We start from the raw sequence: 19,144 nt of genomic DNA, 5'->3' as shown, positions 1-19,144 counted from the left end.
ACCGTATCCCTCTTTCTGGAGCACTTATGCCGGAGTACCGTTTTTTCCAAAAAGGCCCGAATCTCATTGCGATTGAGAGCGCAAACACCGATGCGGCCGCTCAGCTCATCGCTCAGGGGTTTGAAAAACAGTTTGAGGAGATTGGCGCCGCGGATGAAAAAGAGGCGCTTACCCGCCTTGCCGATATCCGTAAAAATAACGAGATCGATCGCCATAACTTCCTGGCCGGAGCGGGCCAAATGCCGTGGATTGGCGTGCTGACGGCTGCGGCAACCTGGTTGACGCAAAAGAAATAACGCAACCATCTTCTACTTCGCCACCGGCAAATCGGCGTACCGCGTCGTATAGGCCGGTGACAGCATCTCACGCTTCATCGCCCAGGATTTCTCAATACCCTGCCCGGCAAACCATATCTTCCCTTTGCCGGAATGATTCAGGCTGTCCATCATCTCCATCAGCGCCGCGCTGTTGGCGCGCAGGCGATTATCGTCAAACAAATTAAGCTGGGCGACGCCGCTGCTGAAAAAGTCCGCCAGCATGACCCCGGCTTTCATATAGCGATAGCCGTCGAGCCATATACGCCCCAGCGCCTCCGTGGCGGCGCGGATGATATCCCGTGAGTCATTGGTAGGCGTCATCAGGGTGACGGAAGCCTGATTGCCGTAATAAATTTCGTTATCCGCGTGCGGGCTGGTGCGCACAAACACGCTGATAAAACGACAGTATTGATGCTCGCCGCGCAGTTTTTCCGCAGCGCGTTCCGCGTAGGCGCAAATGGCCTGGTGCATCTCTTCATATTGGGTAATACGGTGTCCAAACGAACGGCTACAGATGATTTGCTGCTTGGTGGGGGTGAACTCCTCCAGATCAAGACAGGGCTCACCGCGCAGCTCGCGGGCCGTCCGCTCCAGTACCACGTTGAAATGTTTGCGGATGACCCACGATGACGCTTCCGCCAGCTCCAGCGCCGTAGTGATGCCCATAGCGTTGAGCTTTTTCGTGATGCGCCGCCCTACTCCCCACACCTCCTCTACCGGAACCTTTTCCAGCAGCTTACGCTGCCGCTCGCGGCCTGAGAGATCGACCACGCCGCCCGTGCTGGCCCAGCGTTTCGCCGCATAGTTGGCCAGCTTTGCAAGGGTTTTGGTCGGGGCAATACCGACGCCAACGGTTAGGCCCGTATTTTTAAAGACCTCTGTGCGCATCTGGTGACCGAACGCTTCCAGCGACAGGCAGTGGCTGACCCCTGAAACGTTCACGAACGCCTCATCGATGGAGTAAATCTCGATTGCCGGGGCGAGATCGGTCAGCGTCTGCATGACCCGACTGCTGAGATCGGCATACAGCGCATAGTTCGAGCTAAAGACGTAAACTTTTGACGGATATAGCTTTTCTTTGAATTTAAAATACGGCTCACCCATTTTTATGCCGAACTGCTTTGCCTCCCGCGACAGCGAAATGATGCAGCCGTCGTTATTGGACACCACCACGATGGGTTTCCCCTGCAGATCGGGGCGGAATACCCGCTCGCAGGAGGCGTAAAAGCTATTCACATCAACCAGCGCGAACATGTTTATGCGTTTTGAGGGTGTGGGTGACGACGCCGAAGATCTGCAGCTCCTCTTCGGACTGAAAGGTAATCGGCTGATAGCGAGCATTATGCGGCAGAAGTCTCAGAACCGGACGGGTCTGTAGCTCTTTCACCGTAAACTCACCGGCGACCGACGCCACGACGATATCCCCGTGTTCGGCATTTAACGAACGATCGACCACCAGCAGATCGCCGTCGCCGATCCCCGCCCCAATCATGGAGTCTCCACTCACCTTGATAAAATAGGTCGCACTGGGGTGTCTGACTGCCAGCCGGTTAAGATCGAGACGATCCTCCACATAATCCTGCGCCGGGCTGGGAAAACCACAGGCCACGCGTTCTAAAAACAAAGGTAATTCAATGGCTTGTTTTGGGTGATAAGAAAAGAGAGTGTCCATAATGCCTTTCTCGCCAGATACTGTATATAAATACAGTATTACGGATTATGGACAAGGATCAAGGTCATTTCCAAAGGCGAACCCAAACGCGTTGAAGTTTGAGCGGTTTTAATTTAGCAACGTTGCTCGCCGTTAACAGGCCTGACAGCACAAGTCATATAAAAGTCATCTAGATTATGACTTATAAAAAATAACATCACTATTCAATAACTACACATTGACTTTTAAGTCAGATAAAAGCATATTTTACCGAACGAATTAACAAGACTTACTGGAGAATATTTTCAATGCCAGCCCGTGACTATCCAGACAAGCGTGTTGCACGCGGTCTGGCAAAGGAGGCCGATCTCAGGATGTTGAGCGCCCGCATCGATCCCGATCTGATGGAGTACATCAGAACCACCGCCTTTGAGACGCGTAAGAGCAAGCAGGAGATTGTGGCGGAAGCGTTAGCGCTGCACAGGCAGAAAAGTCAGACAGGAGCCTAAGCGCGCAAAGCCGGAAGCACCCTCCAGGCTTTGCGCGTGTCACCTTTAATCCCTCAGCGAATTCAGCGTTTCCAGTGCTTCAGGCGGCAAACGCAGCTCCCCCGCCGCGAGGTTTTGCCGCAGATGCGCCACGGAAGAGGTGCCAGGGATCAGCAGAATATTCGGGGAACGCTGCAGCAGCCATGCCAGCGCAACCTGCATTGGCGTTGCGCCCAGTGAATCCGCGACGGCCTTCAGCCCGGAAGATTGCAGTGGCGTAAAGCCTCCCAATGGGAAGAACGGCACATACGCGATCCCCTGCTGCGCCAGCAGATCCACCAGCGCGTCGTCACCCCGGTTAACAATGTTGTACATGTTCTGCACGCACACCACCGGGACCATTTTCTGGGCTTCCGCAACCTGGGTGGCCGTGACGTTGCTCAGGCCAATATGACGCACCAGACCCTGCTGCTGTAATTCGGCCAGGGTGGAGAGCGGTTCAGCAATTGACCCTTCCGCCGGCCCGTGCGCGCTAAACATGATCCTGAGATTCACCACGTCCAGCACGTCCAGCTGCAGATTACGCAGGTTGTCATGCACCGCCTGAGTCAGTTCCTGCGCGGAAAAGGCCGGCAGCCAGGCACCTTTGTCGTTGCGACGGGCGCCAATCTTGGTGACGAGCGTCAGATCGTCCCGATAAGGGTGAAGCGCCTCGCGGATCAGCTGGTTAGTGACATGAGGACCATAAAAATCACTGGTATCAATGTGGTTCACCCCCGCCGCCACCGCTTCGCGCAGCACGTCCAGCGCGGCCTGCTTATCCTTCGGTGGACCAAAGACGCCCGGCCCGGCGAGCTGCATCGCACCGTAGCCCAGTCGTTTTACCGTCCGCGTCCCGAGCGCGTACGTCCCGCTTTTATCAATGCTGCTCATGTTAACCTTCCTCATAAAAATGATCCGGATTTACAACAGGTTCCTCACCGGAGCCCTTAGTTAAGCGCGAGTTAAATTAAAGTTTAAATTCTATACGACGATAGTATTGGTGTACCTCTGCATCCTTTCTAACGGACGACCGCTATGCTGAAAAATTTGCACGTGATTACCGGTATTATCTTTGCCCTCACCATATTCTGTCTGCTGCAAGTTGTCACGGGAGGGTTGTTCTACTCTGCCGTCAGCAACGATCGCCATAACTTCCAGAATTCCGGCGTGCTCAATGCCCAGCAGGAAAGCCTGAGCGACAGCGTGAACACGCTGGTGAAAACACGCGTCACCGTCACCCGCGTGGCGATCCGCTACCTGAAAAACCAGCGCGATCCGGCTTCCCTTGCGGCGATCAATAAACTGCTTGGCACCGCAGCCGACTCGCTGGCAAAAGCCGAAGCCTATAACAAAGAGTGGCAGAAGCTGCCGCAGGTTAACGGCCAGGAGGCAGCATTAACCGACGAGATGCAGAAGTCCTGGAACCAGATGCACGAAGTGATGCGCCTATCGATTGAGTATCTGCGTGCCGACAACTACCAGGCCTATGGCGATCTGGACGCCCAGCAGGCGCAGGACGAGATGGAGGCGGTCTATAACCGCTGGCGCGCCGAAAACAACACCCTGCTGAAGGCCGCAACCGAAGAGAACCAGAGCAGCTTCACGCAGATGCAGTGGACGCTGGCGGCTATTCTGCTGGCCGTTATCGCGGTTCTGGTGGTCATCTGGCAGGGTTTACAACACCTGCTGTTAAAACCCCTCCACTCCATTATGAACCATATTCGCGCCATTGCAGGGGGTGACCTGACGCAGGAGATCGCTATCTCCGGTCGCAATGAGATGGGTCAGCTGGCCGCGGGCCTGCATGAGATGCAGCAGTCGCTGGTGACCACCGTCAGCGCCGTACGGGGAAGTACGGATTCCATCTACACCGGCGCAGGCGAAATTGCCGCAGGAAGCAACGATCTTTCCGCCCGCACCGAGCAGCAGGCCGCCTCGCTCGAAGAGACCGCCGCCAGCATGGAAGAGCTGACCGCGACGGTTAAGCAGAACTCCGATAACGCCCGTCAGGCCACGCTGCTGGCGAAAAACGCCTCTGAAACGGCCGCGCGCGGCGGTCACGTCGTGGATAACGTGGTTCGCACCATGAACGAAATCGCCGACAGTTCGCAGCAAATTGCGCATATTACCGGCGTGATCGACAGCATCGCGTTCCAGACCAACATTCTGGCGCTTAACGCCGCGGTGGAAGCGGCACGCGCCGGGGAACAGGGCCGTGGTTTTGCGGTTGTTGCAGGTGAAGTCCGTACGCTGGCGAGCCGCAGCGCGCAGGCGGCGAAAGAGATCAAAGGGCTTATCGAGAACTCCGTCAGCCGGGTGAATACCGGTTCTGAGCAGGTCAGCGAGGCTGGCACCACCATGAAGGAAATTGTCGCCGCAGTCACCCGCGTGACCGATATCATGGGTGAGATTTCATCTGCCTCTGACGAGCAGAGCCGCGGTATTGAGCAGGTGAGTCTGGCCGTTTCGCAGATGGACAGCGTGACGCAGCAAAACGCCGCGCTGGTGCAGGAGTCCGCCACGGCGGCTGCGGCACTGGAAGATCAGTCCGAGCAGCTGCGCCAGGCGGTAGCGGCGTTTCGTCTGAACGGCAAAGAAAAAGCGGTCGCCCCACGCCCCGCCAGTCTGAAAACGCCACAGCTGCTGCGTCCGGCAACGACAACCGCCTCCACCGACAGCAACTGGGAAACGTTCTGAGTCACCGGCGGGCGAGGAGATCGCCCGCTAGCGGCTGCGCTTGGCGTGCCGCTCCCAGTTATCCCGTTTTGCCTCATCTGATTTTCGCAGTGAAACATAACATGCCCCGCTGCCGCCGTGATGCGGCAGCGCCACGCAGAAGGCCTGCACTTCCTCGAACTCGGTTAACCAGCGCGCCAGATAGCTGCGCACCACGTTGGGATGCGAGTTCTGCTCGCGCCCTTTCCCGTGAATGATGATCAGATTGCGTAACCCGTCGCGTCCGGCCTGGCGAATAAAAGAATAGAGCATCTGACGGCAGCGTTCGGCGGGCTGGCGCAGGAGGTTTAAGCTGGCCTGGCGGGCATATTTTCCCGAGCGCAGCTTATCGATAACGCCCTGCTGTACCCCTTCGCGCTGGAACGCCAGCGGTTCTTCAAGGGGAAGCATGTCAAGAAAATCCAGCGTCAGGAAGTTATCCAGCTGTTCGCTATCCACCTCCTCGCGCGTCCGCGTATTGCGGCTGGGCTGCCAGTGAATATCCGCGCAGCGCTTCAGGGGCTGGACATCTTCCATGGCGTCAAGAAAAAATGATTTGTCGTCAGGGTTCATGGACATCCTCCGGCTACATCTGAGGACTGTACTATACCTGCGCCAGAGACCGGCCTCAATCACCGTTACGGGGCAATGCGCGGCAATAATATTAACCTGATGAATATATATAGTAATTATTAAATAGATTTAAATCATACTTAACTAAAATTTCAGCAAAGGTAAAATACGTGATTTATGTTAAAATTTCGTGAAATCAATCACTCGCCCGCCTTTCATTTTTCAGAAAAGGTGTTATACCTAAATATACCTGCCTCATGGAAATAATACCCAGGATTGGCGAAAGGACGCACTGCTGTGTGTACTATAGGGTCCGTCTGATGTCGGGCAGATCCTGTTTTTTTTAATCTGCATTTCACGCGACGATTATTTTTCTCGCTTCCCTTCTGAACTGCGTAATTAATGACTCAGCAAGGGGCGTCTGACGTGAATCACGGCGCTGAATTAAATAATAGGTTGCTTTAGGAAGCGATTCGACAACCGGCAGCATGACCAGACGGTGCGCCAGCAGCGGGTCACAGCCTAGCTCCTGCGGCAATATGCTTAAAAAATCACTTTGCGCGACCAGGCTAATACAGGAAGAAAATGTTTCGCAAACCACACCAATTCGCGGTATTTGCGAACGATCGCTAAATACCTCCTCTAATTGCTTATAATAACTTCCCCGCGGCGTCGGCATTGTCCAGTTATAATGCAGGAGTTCATTAATTGATGTTGCCCCCATTGCCGGATGCCCCTCCCGACAAAATACCGCAAACGGTTTTTCGAAGAGCTTTTCAAACGTAAATTCCTGGTCGTAAGGCCCCTGATAATAGGTGTTGATGGTGAAGTCCAGTTCGCCCTGGCGTAATTCATTGATCATCGACACCAGCTGCCCTTCCATAATCCGCACCTTGACCTGCGGATGCTGCGCATGAAAGCGGGTGATAACGGCGGGCATCAGCGTGCGTGAAACGCTGGCCCCCATCCCGATGTTGATCTGCCCGGCCAGCTCCCCCTGCCGCTGACGGATGTCATCCTGCGCCGCGCGCAGCTCTTCCAGAATCAACCTGGCGCGCTGGTAAAAGCCCTCACCGCATTCGGTCAACGCGACGCCTTTACTCCTGCGCACGAAAAGCTGCGCCGCCATGCCCTCCTCCAGCTCTTTGATGGATTTGGTCAGCGCCGGCTGGGAAAGATTCAGCGTCCTGCTGGCACCGCGAATGCTGCCCTGACGCGCTACCTCAACAAACGCCCGGATTTGATGAAATTTAATCTGGAATGTCATAGCCCGACCGATAACCGTTGTTTATCAGAGTAAAGAAACTGTCATCTACTTTAATGGAAAGGGATGTGCGAGGGTAATTCCTGAACGGTTAAAACTGTGAAAAATCGGTTAGTGATAAGTAAAAACTATCACAGCGTGAAGCAGTTCACATATTTTAATGATGACAGGAACAGATATGGACACACTGGCGCAGTACATCCAGACACTATCCCCGCAGCTGAGCGCATGGCGTCGCGATTTTCACCATTTTGCGGAATCCGGCTGGGTAGAGTTTCGAACGGCCGCGAAAGTCGCGGAAATCCTCGACTCGCTGGGTTACGAACTGGCGATGGGCCGCGACGTCGTCGATGCCGAAAGCCGGATGGGGCTACCCGATGCCGCTACCCTGGCGCAAGAGTTTGCCCGCGCGCGGGCGCAGGGCGCGCCTGAGAAATGGCTGGCGCCGTTTGAAGGCGGGTTTACCGGCATTGTGGCGACCCTCAATACCGGCCGCCCTGGACCGACCCTTGCGTTTCGCGTCGACATGGATGCCCTTGACTTAAGCGAAGCGCTGGATGAAAGCCATCGCCCGTTCCGCGACGGGTTTGCCTCCTGCAACGCGGGCATGATGCACGCCTGCGCGCACGACGGCCACACCGCTATTGGTCTGGGGCTGGCGCAGGTGCTTAAGCAAAATGACGCACAGCTCAACGGCACCATCAAGCTGATCTTCCAGCCAGCCGAAGAAGGCACCCGCGGGGCGCGCGCCATGGTTGCCGCCGGGGCGCTGGATGACGTGGACTATTTCACGGCCATCCATATCGGTACCGGCGTGCCAGCCGGAACGGTGATTTGCGGCAGCGATAACTTTATGGCGACCACCAAGTTCGACGTGAACTTTACCGGCGTTGCCGCACACGCGGGCGGTAAGCCGGAGGACGGACGTAACGCCCTGCTCGCCGCCGCGCAGGCAGCCCTCGCCCTGCACAGCATCGCCCCGCACAGCGACGGCGCCTCCCGGGTGAACGTCGGGGTGATGCAGGCGGGCAGCGGACGCAACGTTGTGCCCGCGAATGCTCTGATAAAGGTTGAAACCCGCGGTGAAAGCGAAGCGATTAATCAGTACGTCTTTGAGCGCGCGCAGGCGGTCATTACCGGCGCAGCGGCGCTCTACGGCGTGCGCGCTGAGATGCGCCTGATGGGTGCCGCGACGTCCAGCGCGCCGACACCGGCGTGGGTTGATTACCTGCGCGAACAGGCGAGCCAGGTTTCCGGGGTTATTCACGCCATCGACAAGGTGAAAGCGCCAGCGGGTTCCGAAGACGCCACGCTGATGATGGCCCGCGTGCAGGAGAACGGCGGCATGGCGTCCTATATGGTGTTCGGCACGGATTTGAGCGCCGGACATCACAACGAAAAATTCGACTTCGATGAGCAGGTCATGGCGATTGCCATTGAAACGCTGGCGCGAACTGCGCTCAATTTCCCGTGGACGCGAGGTGTGTAATGCAGGAGTACTACGCTTTTATTGCCGATGCGATCGACACGCGATGTCGGACGTTAACCGATATTGCCGATGCGATTTGGGATCGTCCTGAAACCCGCTTTGAAGAGTTCTGGTCCGCCGAGCGGCTGGCCAGCGAGCTTGAGGCCGAGGGCTTCACGCTGACGCGCGAGGCCGGCGGTATTCCAAATGCCTTTATCGCCAGCTTCGGCAGCGGGAAACCGGTCATCGCCCTGCTGGGCGAATACGACGCGCTGGCCGGGCTAAGCCAGCAGGCGCACTGCGCGACGGCGCAATCCGCCACGCCGGGAGCCAACGGCCACGGCTGCGGGCATAACCTCTTAGGCACCGCAGCGCTTGCGGGCGCGGTGGCGGTGAAAAGCTGGCTGGAGCAGCACGGCGGCAGCGGAACGGTGCGTTTTTATGGCTGTCCCGGCGAGGAAGGTGGCTCCGGGAAAACCTTTATGGTGCGCGAAGGCCTGTTTGATGACGTTGATGCCGCCGTCACCTGGCACCCGGAAGCCTTCGCCGGGATGTTTAACGTCAGCACGCTGGCGAATATTCAGGCCGCCTGGCGTTTTCACGGCGTGGCGGCACACGCGGCCAACTCCCCCCATCTGGGACGCAGCGCGCTCGACGCCGTGACGCTGATGACCACCGGCACCAACTTCCTCAACGAACACATCATTGAGAAAGCGCGCGTCCATTACGCCATCACCGACACCGGCGGGATTTCGCCCAACGTGGTGCAGGCGCAGGCGGAGGTGCTGTACCTGATCCGCGCCCCGGAGATGGCCGATGCGCAGCAGATCTACGAACGCATCGAGAAAATCGCCCAGGGCGCGGCGATGATGACTGAAACCACCGTCGAGTGCCGCTTTGATAAAGCCTGCTCCAGCTACCTGCCGAACCGCACGCTTGAAGCGGCGATGTATCGCGCGTTGCAGCACTACGGCACGCCGCTCTGGACGGAGGAAGAACGCGCCTTCGCCCGCGAGATCCGCGCCACCCTGACGCCCAACGATCTGCAAAACAGCCTGAAAAATATTGCCGCGACGGGCGGTGACGCGGGTAAAGCCTTTGCCCGGCGTCATCAGGAGACGCTGCTGGTGGATGAAGTCGCGCCCTATGCCATCACCGACAACGTGCTGGCGGGTTCAACCGACGTGGGCGACGTCAGCTGGAAAATGCCGGTCGCCCAGTGCTTCAGCCCCTGCTTTACCGTCGGCACGCCGCTGCACACCTGGCAACTGGTGGCGCAGGGCCGTACCTCCATTGCCCACAAAGGCATGCTGCTGGCCGGAAAAGTGATGGGGGCGACCGCACTCAATCTGCTGCAGGACGCGGCGCTGCTGAAAAAATGCCGTGAAGAGTTCGAACAACAAATACAAGAAAAACCGTACGTGTGTCCGATCCCACAGGGCGTGACACCGTCACCTTTAAAATAAAAAAACACAACACAACAACACAACACTCCCGAGGAACGCCCATGAGTATGTCATCCATACCTTCGCATTCCCCATCCGGTAAGCTCTATGGCTGGGTTGAAAGGATCGGCAATAAAGTGCCGCACCCTTTCCTGCTGTTTATCTATCTGATTGTGATTTTAATGGTCGCCACCGCCGTGCTCTCCGCCTTTGACGTGAGCGTGCGCAGCCCGGCCGACGGCAGCCTGGTGGCGGTGAAAAACCTGCTCAGCGTTGACGGGCTGCACTGGTTTTTACCCAACGTCATCAAAAACTTCAGCGGCTTCGCCCCGCTGGGCGCCATTCTGGCGCTGGTTTTGGGCGCCGGGCTGGCTGAACGCGTGGGCTTGCTGCCCGCATTAATGGTGAAGATGGCTTCTCACGTCAGCGCGCGTTACGCGAGCTATATGGTGCTGTTTATCGCCTTCTTCAGCCATATCTCCTCCGACGCCGCACTGGTGATCATGCCGCCGATGGGGGCGCTGATTTTCCTCGCCGTCGGGCGTCATCCCGTGGCAGGCCTGCTGTCGGCGATTGCGGGCGTGGGCTGCGGATTTACCGCTAACCTGCTGATCGTCACCACCGACGTGCTGCTCTCTGGCATCAGCACGGAGGCGGCGAAGACCATTGATGCGGCAATGCACGTCAGCGTGATCGACAACTGGTACTTTATGGCAAGCTCAGTGATTGTCCTGACGATTGTCGGCGGGCTGATTACCGATAAAATCATCGAGCCGCGGCTGGGTAAATGGGAAGGCCGTAGCGATGAAAAGCTGGAAACCCTGAGCAAAGAGCAGCGCTTCGGCCTGCGCGTGGCGGGCGTTGTCTCGCTGGCCTTTATCGCGCTGGTGGCGCTGATGGTGGTGCCGGAAAACGGCATATTGCGCGATCCGGTTAAGCATACCGTCCTGCCGTCGCCGTTTATTCAGGGCATCGTGCCGCTGATTATCCTCTTCTTCTTTGTCGTTTCGCTCGCCTACGGTATCGCGACCGGTAAGATCCGCCGTCAGGGCGATCTGCCGCAGCTGATGATCGAGCCGATGAAGGAGATGGCGGGCTTTATCGTGATGGTGTTCCCGCTGGCGCAGTTTGTGGCGATGTTTAACTGGAGCAACATGGGCAAGTTTATGGCCGTGGGCCTGACCGACGCGCTGGAGGCGGCCGGATTAAGCGGCGTTCCGGCGTTTGTCGGCCTGGCGCTGCTGTCATCCCTGCTGTGCATGTTTATCGCCAGCGGCTCCGCCATCTGGTCGATTCTGGCCCCGATCTTCGTGCCGATGTTTATGATGCTGGGTTTTCATCCTGCGTTTGCCCAGATCCTGTTCCGCATCGCGGACTCCTCGGTGATACCGCTGGCGCCGGTTTCGCCGTTTGTTCCGCTGTTTTTAGGCTTCCTGCAGCGCTATAAACCCGAGGCCAAACTGGGTACCTACTATTCGCTGGTTTTACCCTACCCGCTTATCTTTTTAGGGGTATGGCTGGTGATGCTGGTGGCATGGTATCTTGTCGGCCTGCCGATTGGGCCGGGGATTTACCCGAGGCTGAACTAAAGGAATGAGGATGCTGAGATTACTCGAAGATAAGATTGCGACGCCGCTCGGGCCGCTGTGGGTGATCGCGGACGAGCAGTTCTGCCTGCGCGCCGTCGAATGGGAAGAGCACAGCGACCGGATGGAAGAACTGCTCCATGTTCACTACCGCGCGCAGGGGTATGAACGTATCCGCGCCACCAACCCGGGCGGGCTGAGCGACAAGCTTGCCGCCTACTTCGAAGGCGATCTCAGCATCATTGATACTCTGCCAACCGCCACGGCAGGTACGCCTTTTCAGCGCGAAGTGTGGCAGGCGCTGCGGTCCATTCCCTGCGGGCAGGTCATGCATTACGGCCAGCTCGCGGAACAGCTAGGCCGTGCAGGCGCCGCACGCGCGGTGGGTGCCGCCAACGGCTCTAACCCGGTCAGCATCGTGGTGCCGTGCCATCGCGTCATTGGCCGCAACGGCACCATGACAGGCTATGCCGGCGGCGTGCAGCGAAAAGAGTGGTTGCTGCGTCACGAAGGGTATCTCCTGCTCTAGCTCCCAGGCTTTTTGTGCTTAATTTTCTACCGGTTAGGCTAAAAATCCATAATCAAGCTGTGGAATTTCAAGAAGATGGCGACACGTTGCCGTCTCTTGTCCTTATTGAGGGTTTGTCAGGCTTACGTACTTACCAAAAAGATGTTAAAATTGACCAATATCAATTAAGGCTTGAGCAAACCTATGATCCCGGAAAAGCGAATTATACGACGCATTCAGTCTGGCGGTTGTGCTATCCATTGCCAGGATTGCAGCATCAGCCAGCTCTGTATCCCGTTTACCCTGAATGAGCATGAACTCGATCAGCTTGATAATATCATCGAGCGCAAAAAGCCTATTCAGAAAGGGCAGACGCTGTTTAAAGCGGGAGACGAACTGAAATCGCTCTATGCTATCCGTTCTGGCACCATCAAGAGCTACACCATCACCGAACAGGGTGATGAGCAGATCACCGGCTTCCACCTGGCGGGCGACCTGGTGGGCTTTGATGCCATCGGCACGGGCCATCACCCGAGCTTTGCTCAGGCACTCGAAACCTCAATGGTTTGCGAAATCCCGTTTGAAACCCTGGACGATCTGTCCGGTAAGATGCCTAACCTGCGTCAGCAGATGATGCGTCTGATGAGCGGTGAGATCAAAGGCGATCAGGACATGATTCTGCTGCTTTCTAAAAAGAACGCAGAAGAGCGCCTGGCCGCGTTTATCTACAACCTCTCCCGCCGCTTCGCCGAGCGTGGCTTCTCGCCGCGTGAATTCCGTCTGACGATGACGCGTGGCGATATCGGCAACTACCTGGGCCTGACCGTGGAAACCATCAGCCGTCTGCTGGGCCGTTTCCAGAAAAGCGGGATGCTGGCCGTTAAAGGTAAATACATCACTATCGAAAACGGTGAAGCGCTTGCCGTTCTTGCCGGGCACGCCCGCAACGTGGCGTAACTCTCCGCATGTTGATGACCAGACCATAAATTCTTGTGATTTATTGGTCTGGTGTAATCACTTCCGTTTCAAGATATTTTCACCGTAGCACGTCCCCACACAGCGCCCGAAAGGTTCTCGTTGAGGTTATGAATTGAGAGAAAGTTTGTTTTTCGTTTCAGTCGTGATTGCCTCTGTGACCTTTATCTTCATCTGGATCATGCTTGTCGGTCCGATGAAGGGGGAAGAAAAAACCTACGTCCAGGACTCCACGACCTTTGCGATAGCGGTGATGGTGCTGCTGTTTATTGCGTTTATCGCGGTGACGACGACGGTACTTTTCCTCTGATAAATTTTCATGAATTATTGAGTGGAAATCATAATTTTCGCACGCTCAATAACTCAGATGAATATCAATGACATACTTCCAATAACATTAGGATAATATAGGAGTATATCGGTTAATTTGTCGCCCCCATATTAGCCCCCAATAGCAAACCGCCCCCAAATTCCTCATCTTTTGCGTAGCTCCGTCCAGTTTTTTAACTCGCAGCTTTACGCCTACCTTTGCCATCACCATAATCACCACGAATCCGTTTGTAAGACTTAACCAACGCGCGCTACTTTTTCGCCCTGCCCTATATGCCCTATATGCCCTATATGCCCTATATGCCCTATATGTTCAGTCTGACTGACTGGAGGTTTCTACGTGTAGATGTTTTGCACAAGCCCAAACCCGTGAAGAATATCTGGCTTACCTGACCGACGAAGCCGATCGTGACATTACCTATGACCCGGAACCTATTGGCCGATACAACGTGGCGCCCGGCACCAAAGTTTTGCTGTTAAGCGAACGCGATGAGCAGCAGCACCTCGATCCGGTATTCTGGGGCTACGCGCCCGGGTGGTGGGATAAACGGCCACTGATTAACGCGCGCGTCGAAACTGCGGCCACCAGTCGAATGTTTAAACCTTTGTGGCAGCATGGCCAGGCGATCGGCTTTGCAGATGGATGGTTCAAATGGAAGAAGAAAGGCGACAAGAAACAGCCCTACTTCATTCACCGTGCCGACGGCCAGCCAATATTTATGGCAGCGATCGGCAGCACACCATTTGAGCGCAGCGATGAAGCGGAGGTTTTTCTCATCGTGACGTCATCCGCTGCCAAATGTCTGGCCGATATTCATGACCGACGGCCACTGGTTCTGTCGCCTGAAGCGGCCCGGGAGTGGATGCGTCAGGATATAGGCGGGAAGAAGCTGAAGAGATAGCAGCCGACGGTGTCGTGTCGGCTGACAAGTTTGTCTGGCATGCTGTTACACGAGCCGTTGGAAACTCAAAAAATCAGGGGCCAACAATGGTTGAACGGACAAAAAAGGAATAATATGTAACAGCTATTATATTCTGGAGTTGATTAAATGGATATTAAAACCCCTATCAAAAATGAAACACTTATAGTTGCGCTAGGTACTGCGCTTTGTTACACGGGAGCGTATGCTTATGAAAGAGGATTCTGTTTATTTTTTGGAATACCTACCGAGTTGATAACTGTTACCCCTGCAAGCATTATCTATACTGTATTTCTGTTTGCTGCATTCCTTATGACTTTATATATGGCATCATCATTTCCAGTATTAATCGCTAGTAAAAAAAATCTTAAAAACAAACATATAACCTCAATTTTAACATTATCACCCATTTGGATTATTTTTAATTTAATCTTCTTCTTAAATGCCGGATTTGAATTAGTCACCTTTCTAATCATCACCGTGGCTTCTCTCTTTCTTTCAGTGTCACAATGAGTGCTACAGAACCCCTGAAACAAAACAAAACCAACGACGAGCAAAAGACCACTTCTATTTTTTCAAGAATCGATAATGCATTTGCATTTATTTTTTGGTTTTCTTTTTTATTCTTTGCAATTACGAGCGGAATGGGAACTTTTGTAGCACGAACAACACATAATTTTCATGAATTCACTTTCAAAAACGAAAGATACGAATTAATTAAAAATTATGGTGACAACATAATTGCATTAAAATCTAAGGACACGAATAAAACAAAGGGGGTTTATGTTTTTAAGCCTGAGGATTTAATTGAGACTCGCTTAAATCAAGTAAAAACGCAGTAACTGAAGAATCGATTTATCTCATCATTAACAAATCCTCATATCTAGTAGTGTACCGAGGCGAGAGCATTTCTCGCTTCATCTGCCACTGCTGCTGAATGCCTTGCCCTGCAAAGTAGAGCGTGCCTTTGCCATCTTTCGCGTTCAGATGATCGAGCACTTCCATCAACTTATCGCTTCCGGCCCGCAGCGCGTTCTCATCGAACTGATTGAGCTGGCCCCCCTGACTGAAGAAATCACCCAGCATAATCCCTGCTTTCTGGTACCGATGACCACCCTTCCAGATTTTGTCCAGGCACTTTACCGCGGCGTTGATAATGTCGCGGGAGTCCTGAGTGGGAGTGTGAAGCTTCATGGATGCACTATTTCCGTAATACGGCTCGTTAAGCGCAAAGGGAGAAGTTTTCACGAATGCAAAAATAAAGCGGCAATACTGATGTTCACCACGTAGCTTTTCAGCACCGCGTGCGGCATAGCTGCAGATAGCCTGTTGCATCTGCTCGTACTCTGTGACCCGTACTCCGAAAGAACGGCTGCAGACAATTTCCTACTTTGCTGGTGCAAACTCTTCCAAATCAAGGCATGGCTCACCGCGCAGCTCCCGAACAGTACGCTCCAGCACAACACTGAAGTGTTTTCGAATAATCCACGTACTCTGCTCAGAAAGGTCCAGGGCAGTTTTAATGCCCATAGTGTTCAGCTTCTTGCTGATGCGCCTGCCGACGCCCCACGCGACCTCTACAGGCACAATAGCCAACAACCGACGCTGCCGATCGATATTGGACAAATCAACCACGCCGCCGGTCTGGCGCTGCCATTTCTTGGCGGCGTGGTTTGCGAGCTTGACCAGTGTCTTTGTCTGGGCTATCCCAACCCTAACAGTCAGATGCGTACGCTTCAGAACAGTAGCACGGATTTCTTTGCCGAACTCTGTAAGGTCCGGGCAGTTGCGAACGCCAGTCAGGTCGCAAAAAGCTTCGTCGATACTATAAATTTCGACCCGTGGGCTCATTTCCTCAAGCGTCGTCATTGCCCGGTTCGACATATCAGCATACAGCTCATAGTTGCCGCTGAAGAAAACAACGCCAGCGCGACGGAAAAGCTCCTTTTGCTTGAAGAATGGCTCCCCCATGGTAATTCCAGCGGCCTTGACCTCGGCGCTGCGTGCGATTACACAGCCATCGTTATTTGAGAGAACGACAACCGGCCGACCTCTCAGGTCCGGCCTGAACACCGTCTCGCATGATGCGTAGAACGAATTCACATCACAGAGCGCAAACATATTTAGCTCGCCGATTTAACGATGAAAGTCACGACACCGAACACATCGAGCGTGTCCTCGCTACCGACAATGATCGGTGAGTAAGCACTGTTCATTGGAATGAGCTGGACGGTCGGGCGCAGCTGCAGGCGTTTGACAGTGAATTCCCCTTCTACCGCAGCTATGACAATGTCACCGTGCTCAGCAGTCCGGGAGCTATCCACCACCAGCAGATCGCCGTCGCTGATCCCGGCCTCAATCATCGAGTCTCCGGCAGCTTTAACGAAATACGTCGAGCTGGGGTGGGAGACGAGCAACTCATTGAGATCGATACGCTGCTCAACGTAATCAGCGGCCGGGCTCGGGAACCCGCATTGCACTAAATCGCTGAACAGCGGGATAGCAATAATTTCGCATAACTCTGCTGGTCTGAAGAACTCCATGATGCACACCTCGAATGCTGTTTTTATATACAGTGGTTTTAATTGAGGTACTGATCAAGATGGCCGCTTGTTTATGTGTGGCTACTTCCTGGCCGCTTCGCTTCTAAACCTTCAACGCTATTGGTATTTTGGTATTTGTAAATTTCGAAAGAAAGAGCGTTGATTGCTCATTTTGAATACTACATGAAGGGGTTTTCGTCTGAAGAAACAGGGCGGATGGTATGCGTAACCACTCCAACCAGGCGAACATCATCAAGCGCCTCGCCTTCTAAACACTCTCCATCTTCAGTTATAAGCTAACCACCCATAACTACAGCAAACTGAAGGCGTCCGAATGCGAATAACAAAACGCGCCCCCCCAATCTGCAAGAACCTGGTCGGTCTGAAAGATGGCATAGCCGCCAGCAGTCTCCACAAGGCAAGATCTGCCGTTTACACCACAAAGTTCATCAAGTCTGAATCGCTGGGCTGTTGCCTGCATCTCACCACCTCACAAACACGGTCTATAAATACAGTGATTTTAAATAAATAATAGATCAATACGGCAACACGAATAGGCCAGCACTTTAATTGCACGAAAGATATAACCCATTGGTAGCAACGGATATTTGGATAACAGAAAGGAAGGACTACACTTACGAGGCTATGACAAGAAAGGAGAGGCATCCCCCCTATAAAAATGTTGGGGGGGAATAGCCTATTTAAACGTTAAACTGCGTCAGAAACAGAGTTCGGAATGGTTTTTTCTTTTTTATTATGAGATGTAAGCCTTTTCTCCATTAAATGCCAGCTCGCATATGCCAGTACTAAAACGGTAACAATAGTTGAAACGAATCCTATATAGAAGTTCTTATACATTCCAAAATGATACATAAACTGAATAACAGGATAATGGAAAATATATACCCCATAGGACAAATCGCCAATTCTATCATGAATTGATACAGGTTTTGTCTTGAATGCGATTATATAAACGAATGCTGCAACAACAAAAGGATAGATAATCTTACCTAAGATATGACTATCGCAGAAATATAGCGCAACCAAAAGCAATGGCAGATATTTAACATTTAAGAATGATGGTGTGAAAAAGTTCAATGCTGCACCAGCCATGAAGAATATCATAAGGGATGGCAGTTGATTTTTTAAAGACTCGCTCAACCCATACTTATCCACGATGATCTCAATGGCAATTGCTGATATGAGGGACAGCAATGCAATAATGGCAACAGTTATTTTTTTGCCAAAAAATTTCGCAATAATTCCATAAATTATTGGCACGGATATATAGAACATAACTTCTATTTTAATGGTCCATAATGATCCGTTGACAGCACTATTTTTGAGGTTATCGACGAAAAGCCCAGGCAGGTCTGGTTGTATGAAGTTAAGGAATGCGAGGTTTGCCACAATATATTTTGCAGCTCCATCTTGGAGATATGCCACTATTCCATCGGAATATAAGAACATACCAATGAAAAAGCAAGATGTGACACAAACAAAGTAAAGAGGATATATCCTTAGAAATCGAGACTTTGAGTAGTCATATAGATTGTTATTTTTTAGGTAGCTTTTGCTTATTAAGTAACCACTTATGACGAAGAAGCACTTTACAGCCAGATCGCCTGGGGCAAGTTTAAGAAGTTCATTGCCAGTTAAACCACCAATATGGAAAAACATAACTGTTAAAGCAAGGACAAGCCTAAGGAAGGTGCGAACAAGTTCCTGATATGAGATCATCATATTCATCCGGAGCGCATCCCAGAGGGACATCATGAGCCATCAACTCACCTTCGCCGATAGTGAATTCAGCACTAAGCGCCGTCAGACCCGAAAAGAGATTTTCCTCTCCCGCATGGAGCAGATTCTGCCATGGCAGAATATGACCGCTGTCATCGAGCCGTTTTATCCCAAGGCGGGCAATGGCCGACGGCCCTATCCGCTGGAGACCATGCTGCGTATTCACTGCATGCAGCATTGGTACAACCTGAGCGACGGTGCCATGGAAGATGCCCTGTACGAAATCGCCTCCATGCGCCTGTTTGCCCGATTATCCCTGGATAGCGCCCTGCCGGATCGCACCACCATCATGAATTTCCGCCACCTGCTCGAGCAGCATCAACTGGCCCGTCAATTGTTCAAGACCATCAATCGCTGGCTGGCCGAAGCAGGCGTCATGATGACCCAAGGCACTTTGGTGGATGCCACCATCATTGAGGCACCCAGCTCTACCAGGAACAAAGAGCAGCAACGCGATCCGGAGATGCATCAGACCAAGAAAGGCAATCAGTGGCACTTTGGCATGAAGGCCCACATTGG

Annotated in this window: 18 protein-coding genes and 3 pseudogenes; 13 read left to right on the top strand and 8 right to left on the bottom strand. The window is 53.4% G+C overall.

The window, feature by feature from the left end; all coding sequences use genetic code 11:
- Positions 1 to 26: 26 nt before the first annotated feature.
- Positions 27 to 296: a hypothetical protein gene (locus tag QMN93_RS22430; RefSeq protein WP_193139142.1), complete on the top strand. Its 270-nt coding sequence runs from the start codon at positions 27 to 29 to the stop codon at positions 294 to 296.
- 12 nt (positions 297 to 308) lie between these two features.
- Here the strand turns inward: QMN93_RS22430 and umuC are convergent, their stop codons facing one another.
- Both umuC and umuD read right to left on the bottom strand, forming a co-directional pair.
- Positions 309 to 1,571: a translesion error-prone DNA polymerase V subunit UmuC gene (umuC, locus tag QMN93_RS22425; RefSeq protein ID WP_193139140.1), complete on the bottom strand. Its 1,263-nt coding sequence runs from the start codon at positions 1,569 to 1,571 to the stop codon at positions 309 to 311.
- On the bottom strand, positions 1,555 to 1,989 hold the full coding sequence (umuD, locus tag QMN93_RS22420; protein WP_039262711.1) for a translesion error-prone DNA polymerase V autoproteolytic subunit: 435 nt from the start codon (positions 1,987 to 1,989) through the stop codon (positions 1,555 to 1,557). The genes umuC and umuD overlap by 17 nt, the downstream gene beginning before the upstream one ends.
- A 287-nt stretch (positions 1,990 to 2,276) precedes the next feature.
- Here umuD and QMN93_RS22415 point away from each other — a divergent pair, with 287 nt between their 5' ends.
- Positions 2,277 to 2,477, top strand: a complete 201-nt coding sequence (locus tag QMN93_RS22415; protein WP_023311485.1) for a hypothetical protein — start codon at positions 2,277 to 2,279, stop codon at positions 2,475 to 2,477.
- Between the two features lie 45 nt (positions 2,478 to 2,522).
- Here the strand turns inward: QMN93_RS22415 and QMN93_RS22410 are convergent, their stop codons facing one another.
- Complete coding sequence (locus QMN93_RS22410; RefSeq protein ID WP_048976938.1) at positions 2,523 to 3,389, bottom strand: aldo/keto reductase family oxidoreductase; 867 nt, start codon at positions 3,387 to 3,389, stop codon at positions 2,523 to 2,525.
- Positions 3,390 to 3,533: 144 nt separating this feature from the next.
- Here QMN93_RS22410 and QMN93_RS22405 point away from each other — a divergent pair, with 144 nt between their 5' ends.
- On the top strand, positions 3,534 to 5,195 hold the full coding sequence (locus tag QMN93_RS22405; RefSeq protein ID WP_039262714.1) for a methyl-accepting chemotaxis protein: 1,662 nt from the start codon (positions 3,534 to 3,536) through the stop codon (positions 5,193 to 5,195).
- 27 nt (positions 5,196 to 5,222) lie between these two features.
- On the opposite strand, the gene smrA is transcribed toward QMN93_RS22405, so the two are convergent.
- Positions 5,223 to 5,786: a DNA endonuclease SmrA gene (gene smrA, locus QMN93_RS22400; protein WP_047061681.1), complete on the bottom strand. Its 564-nt coding sequence runs from the start codon at positions 5,784 to 5,786 to the stop codon at positions 5,223 to 5,225.
- Positions 5,787 to 6,141: 355 nt separating this feature from the next.
- The gene (locus tag QMN93_RS22395; RefSeq protein ID WP_048980433.1) at positions 6,142 to 7,053 is read right to left on the bottom strand and encodes a LysR family transcriptional regulator; all 912 of its coding nucleotides are present in this window, start codon (positions 7,051 to 7,053) and stop codon (positions 6,142 to 6,144) included.
- A 175-nt stretch (positions 7,054 to 7,228) separates the two neighbouring features.
- Here QMN93_RS22395 and QMN93_RS22390 point away from each other — a divergent pair, with 175 nt between their 5' ends.
- The 9 genes and pseudogenes from QMN93_RS22390 to QMN93_RS22350 all read left to right on the top strand — a co-directional run bounded on the left by QMN93_RS22390 (position 7,229) and on the right by QMN93_RS22350 (position 15,124).
- Entirely contained in the window at positions 7,229 to 8,539 is a 1,311-nt protein-coding gene (locus QMN93_RS22390) for a M20 family metallo-hydrolase (RefSeq protein ID WP_094935360.1), read from the top strand.
- Positions 8,539 to 9,984, top strand: coding sequence for a M20 family metallopeptidase (locus tag QMN93_RS22385; protein WP_193139138.1), 1,446 nt, complete (start codon positions 8,539 to 8,541; stop codon positions 9,982 to 9,984). The genes QMN93_RS22390 and QMN93_RS22385 overlap by 1 nt, the downstream gene beginning before the upstream one ends.
- Positions 9,985 to 10,025: 41 nt before the next feature.
- Entirely contained in the window at positions 10,026 to 11,552 is a 1,527-nt protein-coding gene (abgT, locus tag QMN93_RS22380; protein WP_029740288.1) for a p-aminobenzoyl-glutamate transporter, read from the top strand.
- Positions 11,553 to 11,562: 10 nt separating this feature from the next.
- Positions 11,563 to 12,078 (top strand): methylated-DNA--[protein]-cysteine S-methyltransferase, encoded by a 516-nt coding sequence (ogt, locus tag QMN93_RS22375; RefSeq protein WP_047647947.1) that lies wholly within the window; start codon positions 11,563 to 11,565, stop codon positions 12,076 to 12,078.
- 183 nt (positions 12,079 to 12,261) lie between these two features.
- Complete coding sequence (fnr, locus tag QMN93_RS22370) at positions 12,262 to 13,014, top strand: fumarate/nitrate reduction transcriptional regulator Fnr (protein WP_006174991.1); 753 nt, start codon at positions 12,262 to 12,264, stop codon at positions 13,012 to 13,014.
- 145 nt (positions 13,015 to 13,159) lie between these two features.
- Positions 13,160 to 13,342 (top strand): hypothetical protein, encoded by a 183-nt coding sequence (locus QMN93_RS22365; RefSeq protein ID WP_014883604.1) that lies wholly within the window; start codon positions 13,160 to 13,162, stop codon positions 13,340 to 13,342.
- Positions 13,343 to 13,688: 346 nt separating this feature from the next.
- A pseudogene (locus QMN93_RS22360) lies at positions 13,689 to 14,377 on the top strand (SOS response-associated peptidase family protein).
- Between the two features lie 34 nt (positions 14,378 to 14,411).
- Positions 14,412 to 14,795 (top strand): hypothetical protein, encoded by a 384-nt coding sequence (locus tag QMN93_RS22355; RefSeq protein ID WP_193139136.1) that lies wholly within the window; start codon positions 14,412 to 14,414, stop codon positions 14,793 to 14,795.
- Complete coding sequence (locus QMN93_RS22350) at positions 14,792 to 15,124, top strand: hypothetical protein (RefSeq protein WP_182383425.1); 333 nt, start codon at positions 14,792 to 14,794, stop codon at positions 15,122 to 15,124. The genes QMN93_RS22355 and QMN93_RS22350 overlap by 4 nt, the downstream gene beginning before the upstream one ends.
- Before the next feature lie 13 nt (positions 15,125 to 15,137).
- On the opposite strand, the pseudogene QMN93_RS22345 reads toward QMN93_RS22350, so the two are convergent.
- The 3 genes and pseudogenes from QMN93_RS22345 to QMN93_RS22335 form a co-directional block, all read right to left on the bottom strand.
- A pseudogene (locus QMN93_RS22345) lies at positions 15,138 to 16,403 on the bottom strand (Y-family DNA polymerase).
- A 2-nt stretch (positions 16,404 to 16,405) separates the two neighbouring features.
- Positions 16,406 to 16,825 (bottom strand): translesion error-prone DNA polymerase V autoproteolytic subunit, encoded by a 420-nt coding sequence (locus QMN93_RS22340; RefSeq protein ID WP_182383424.1) that lies wholly within the window; start codon positions 16,823 to 16,825, stop codon positions 16,406 to 16,408.
- Positions 16,826 to 17,533: 708 nt separating this feature from the next.
- Positions 17,534 to 18,574, bottom strand: coding sequence for an acyltransferase (locus QMN93_RS22335; protein WP_323630732.1), 1,041 nt, complete (start codon positions 18,572 to 18,574; stop codon positions 17,534 to 17,536).
- A 25-nt stretch (positions 18,575 to 18,599) separates the two neighbouring features.
- On the opposite strand from QMN93_RS22335, the pseudogene QMN93_RS22330 reads away from it, so the two are divergent.
- Positions 18,600 to 19,144, top strand: a pseudogene (locus QMN93_RS22330) (IS5-like element ISKpn26 family transposase); the annotation flags it as partial.

The sequence above is a fragment of the Enterobacter sp. R-1.6.2 genome, assembly GCF_035064085.1.
In the GTDB taxonomy this organism is placed as follows: Bacteria; Pseudomonadota; Gammaproteobacteria; order Enterobacterales; family Enterobacteriaceae; genus Enterobacter; species Enterobacter asburiae_B.
The sequence above is the reverse complement of the archived record's forward strand: the minus strand, read 5'-3'. Positions and strand labels throughout refer to the sequence as shown.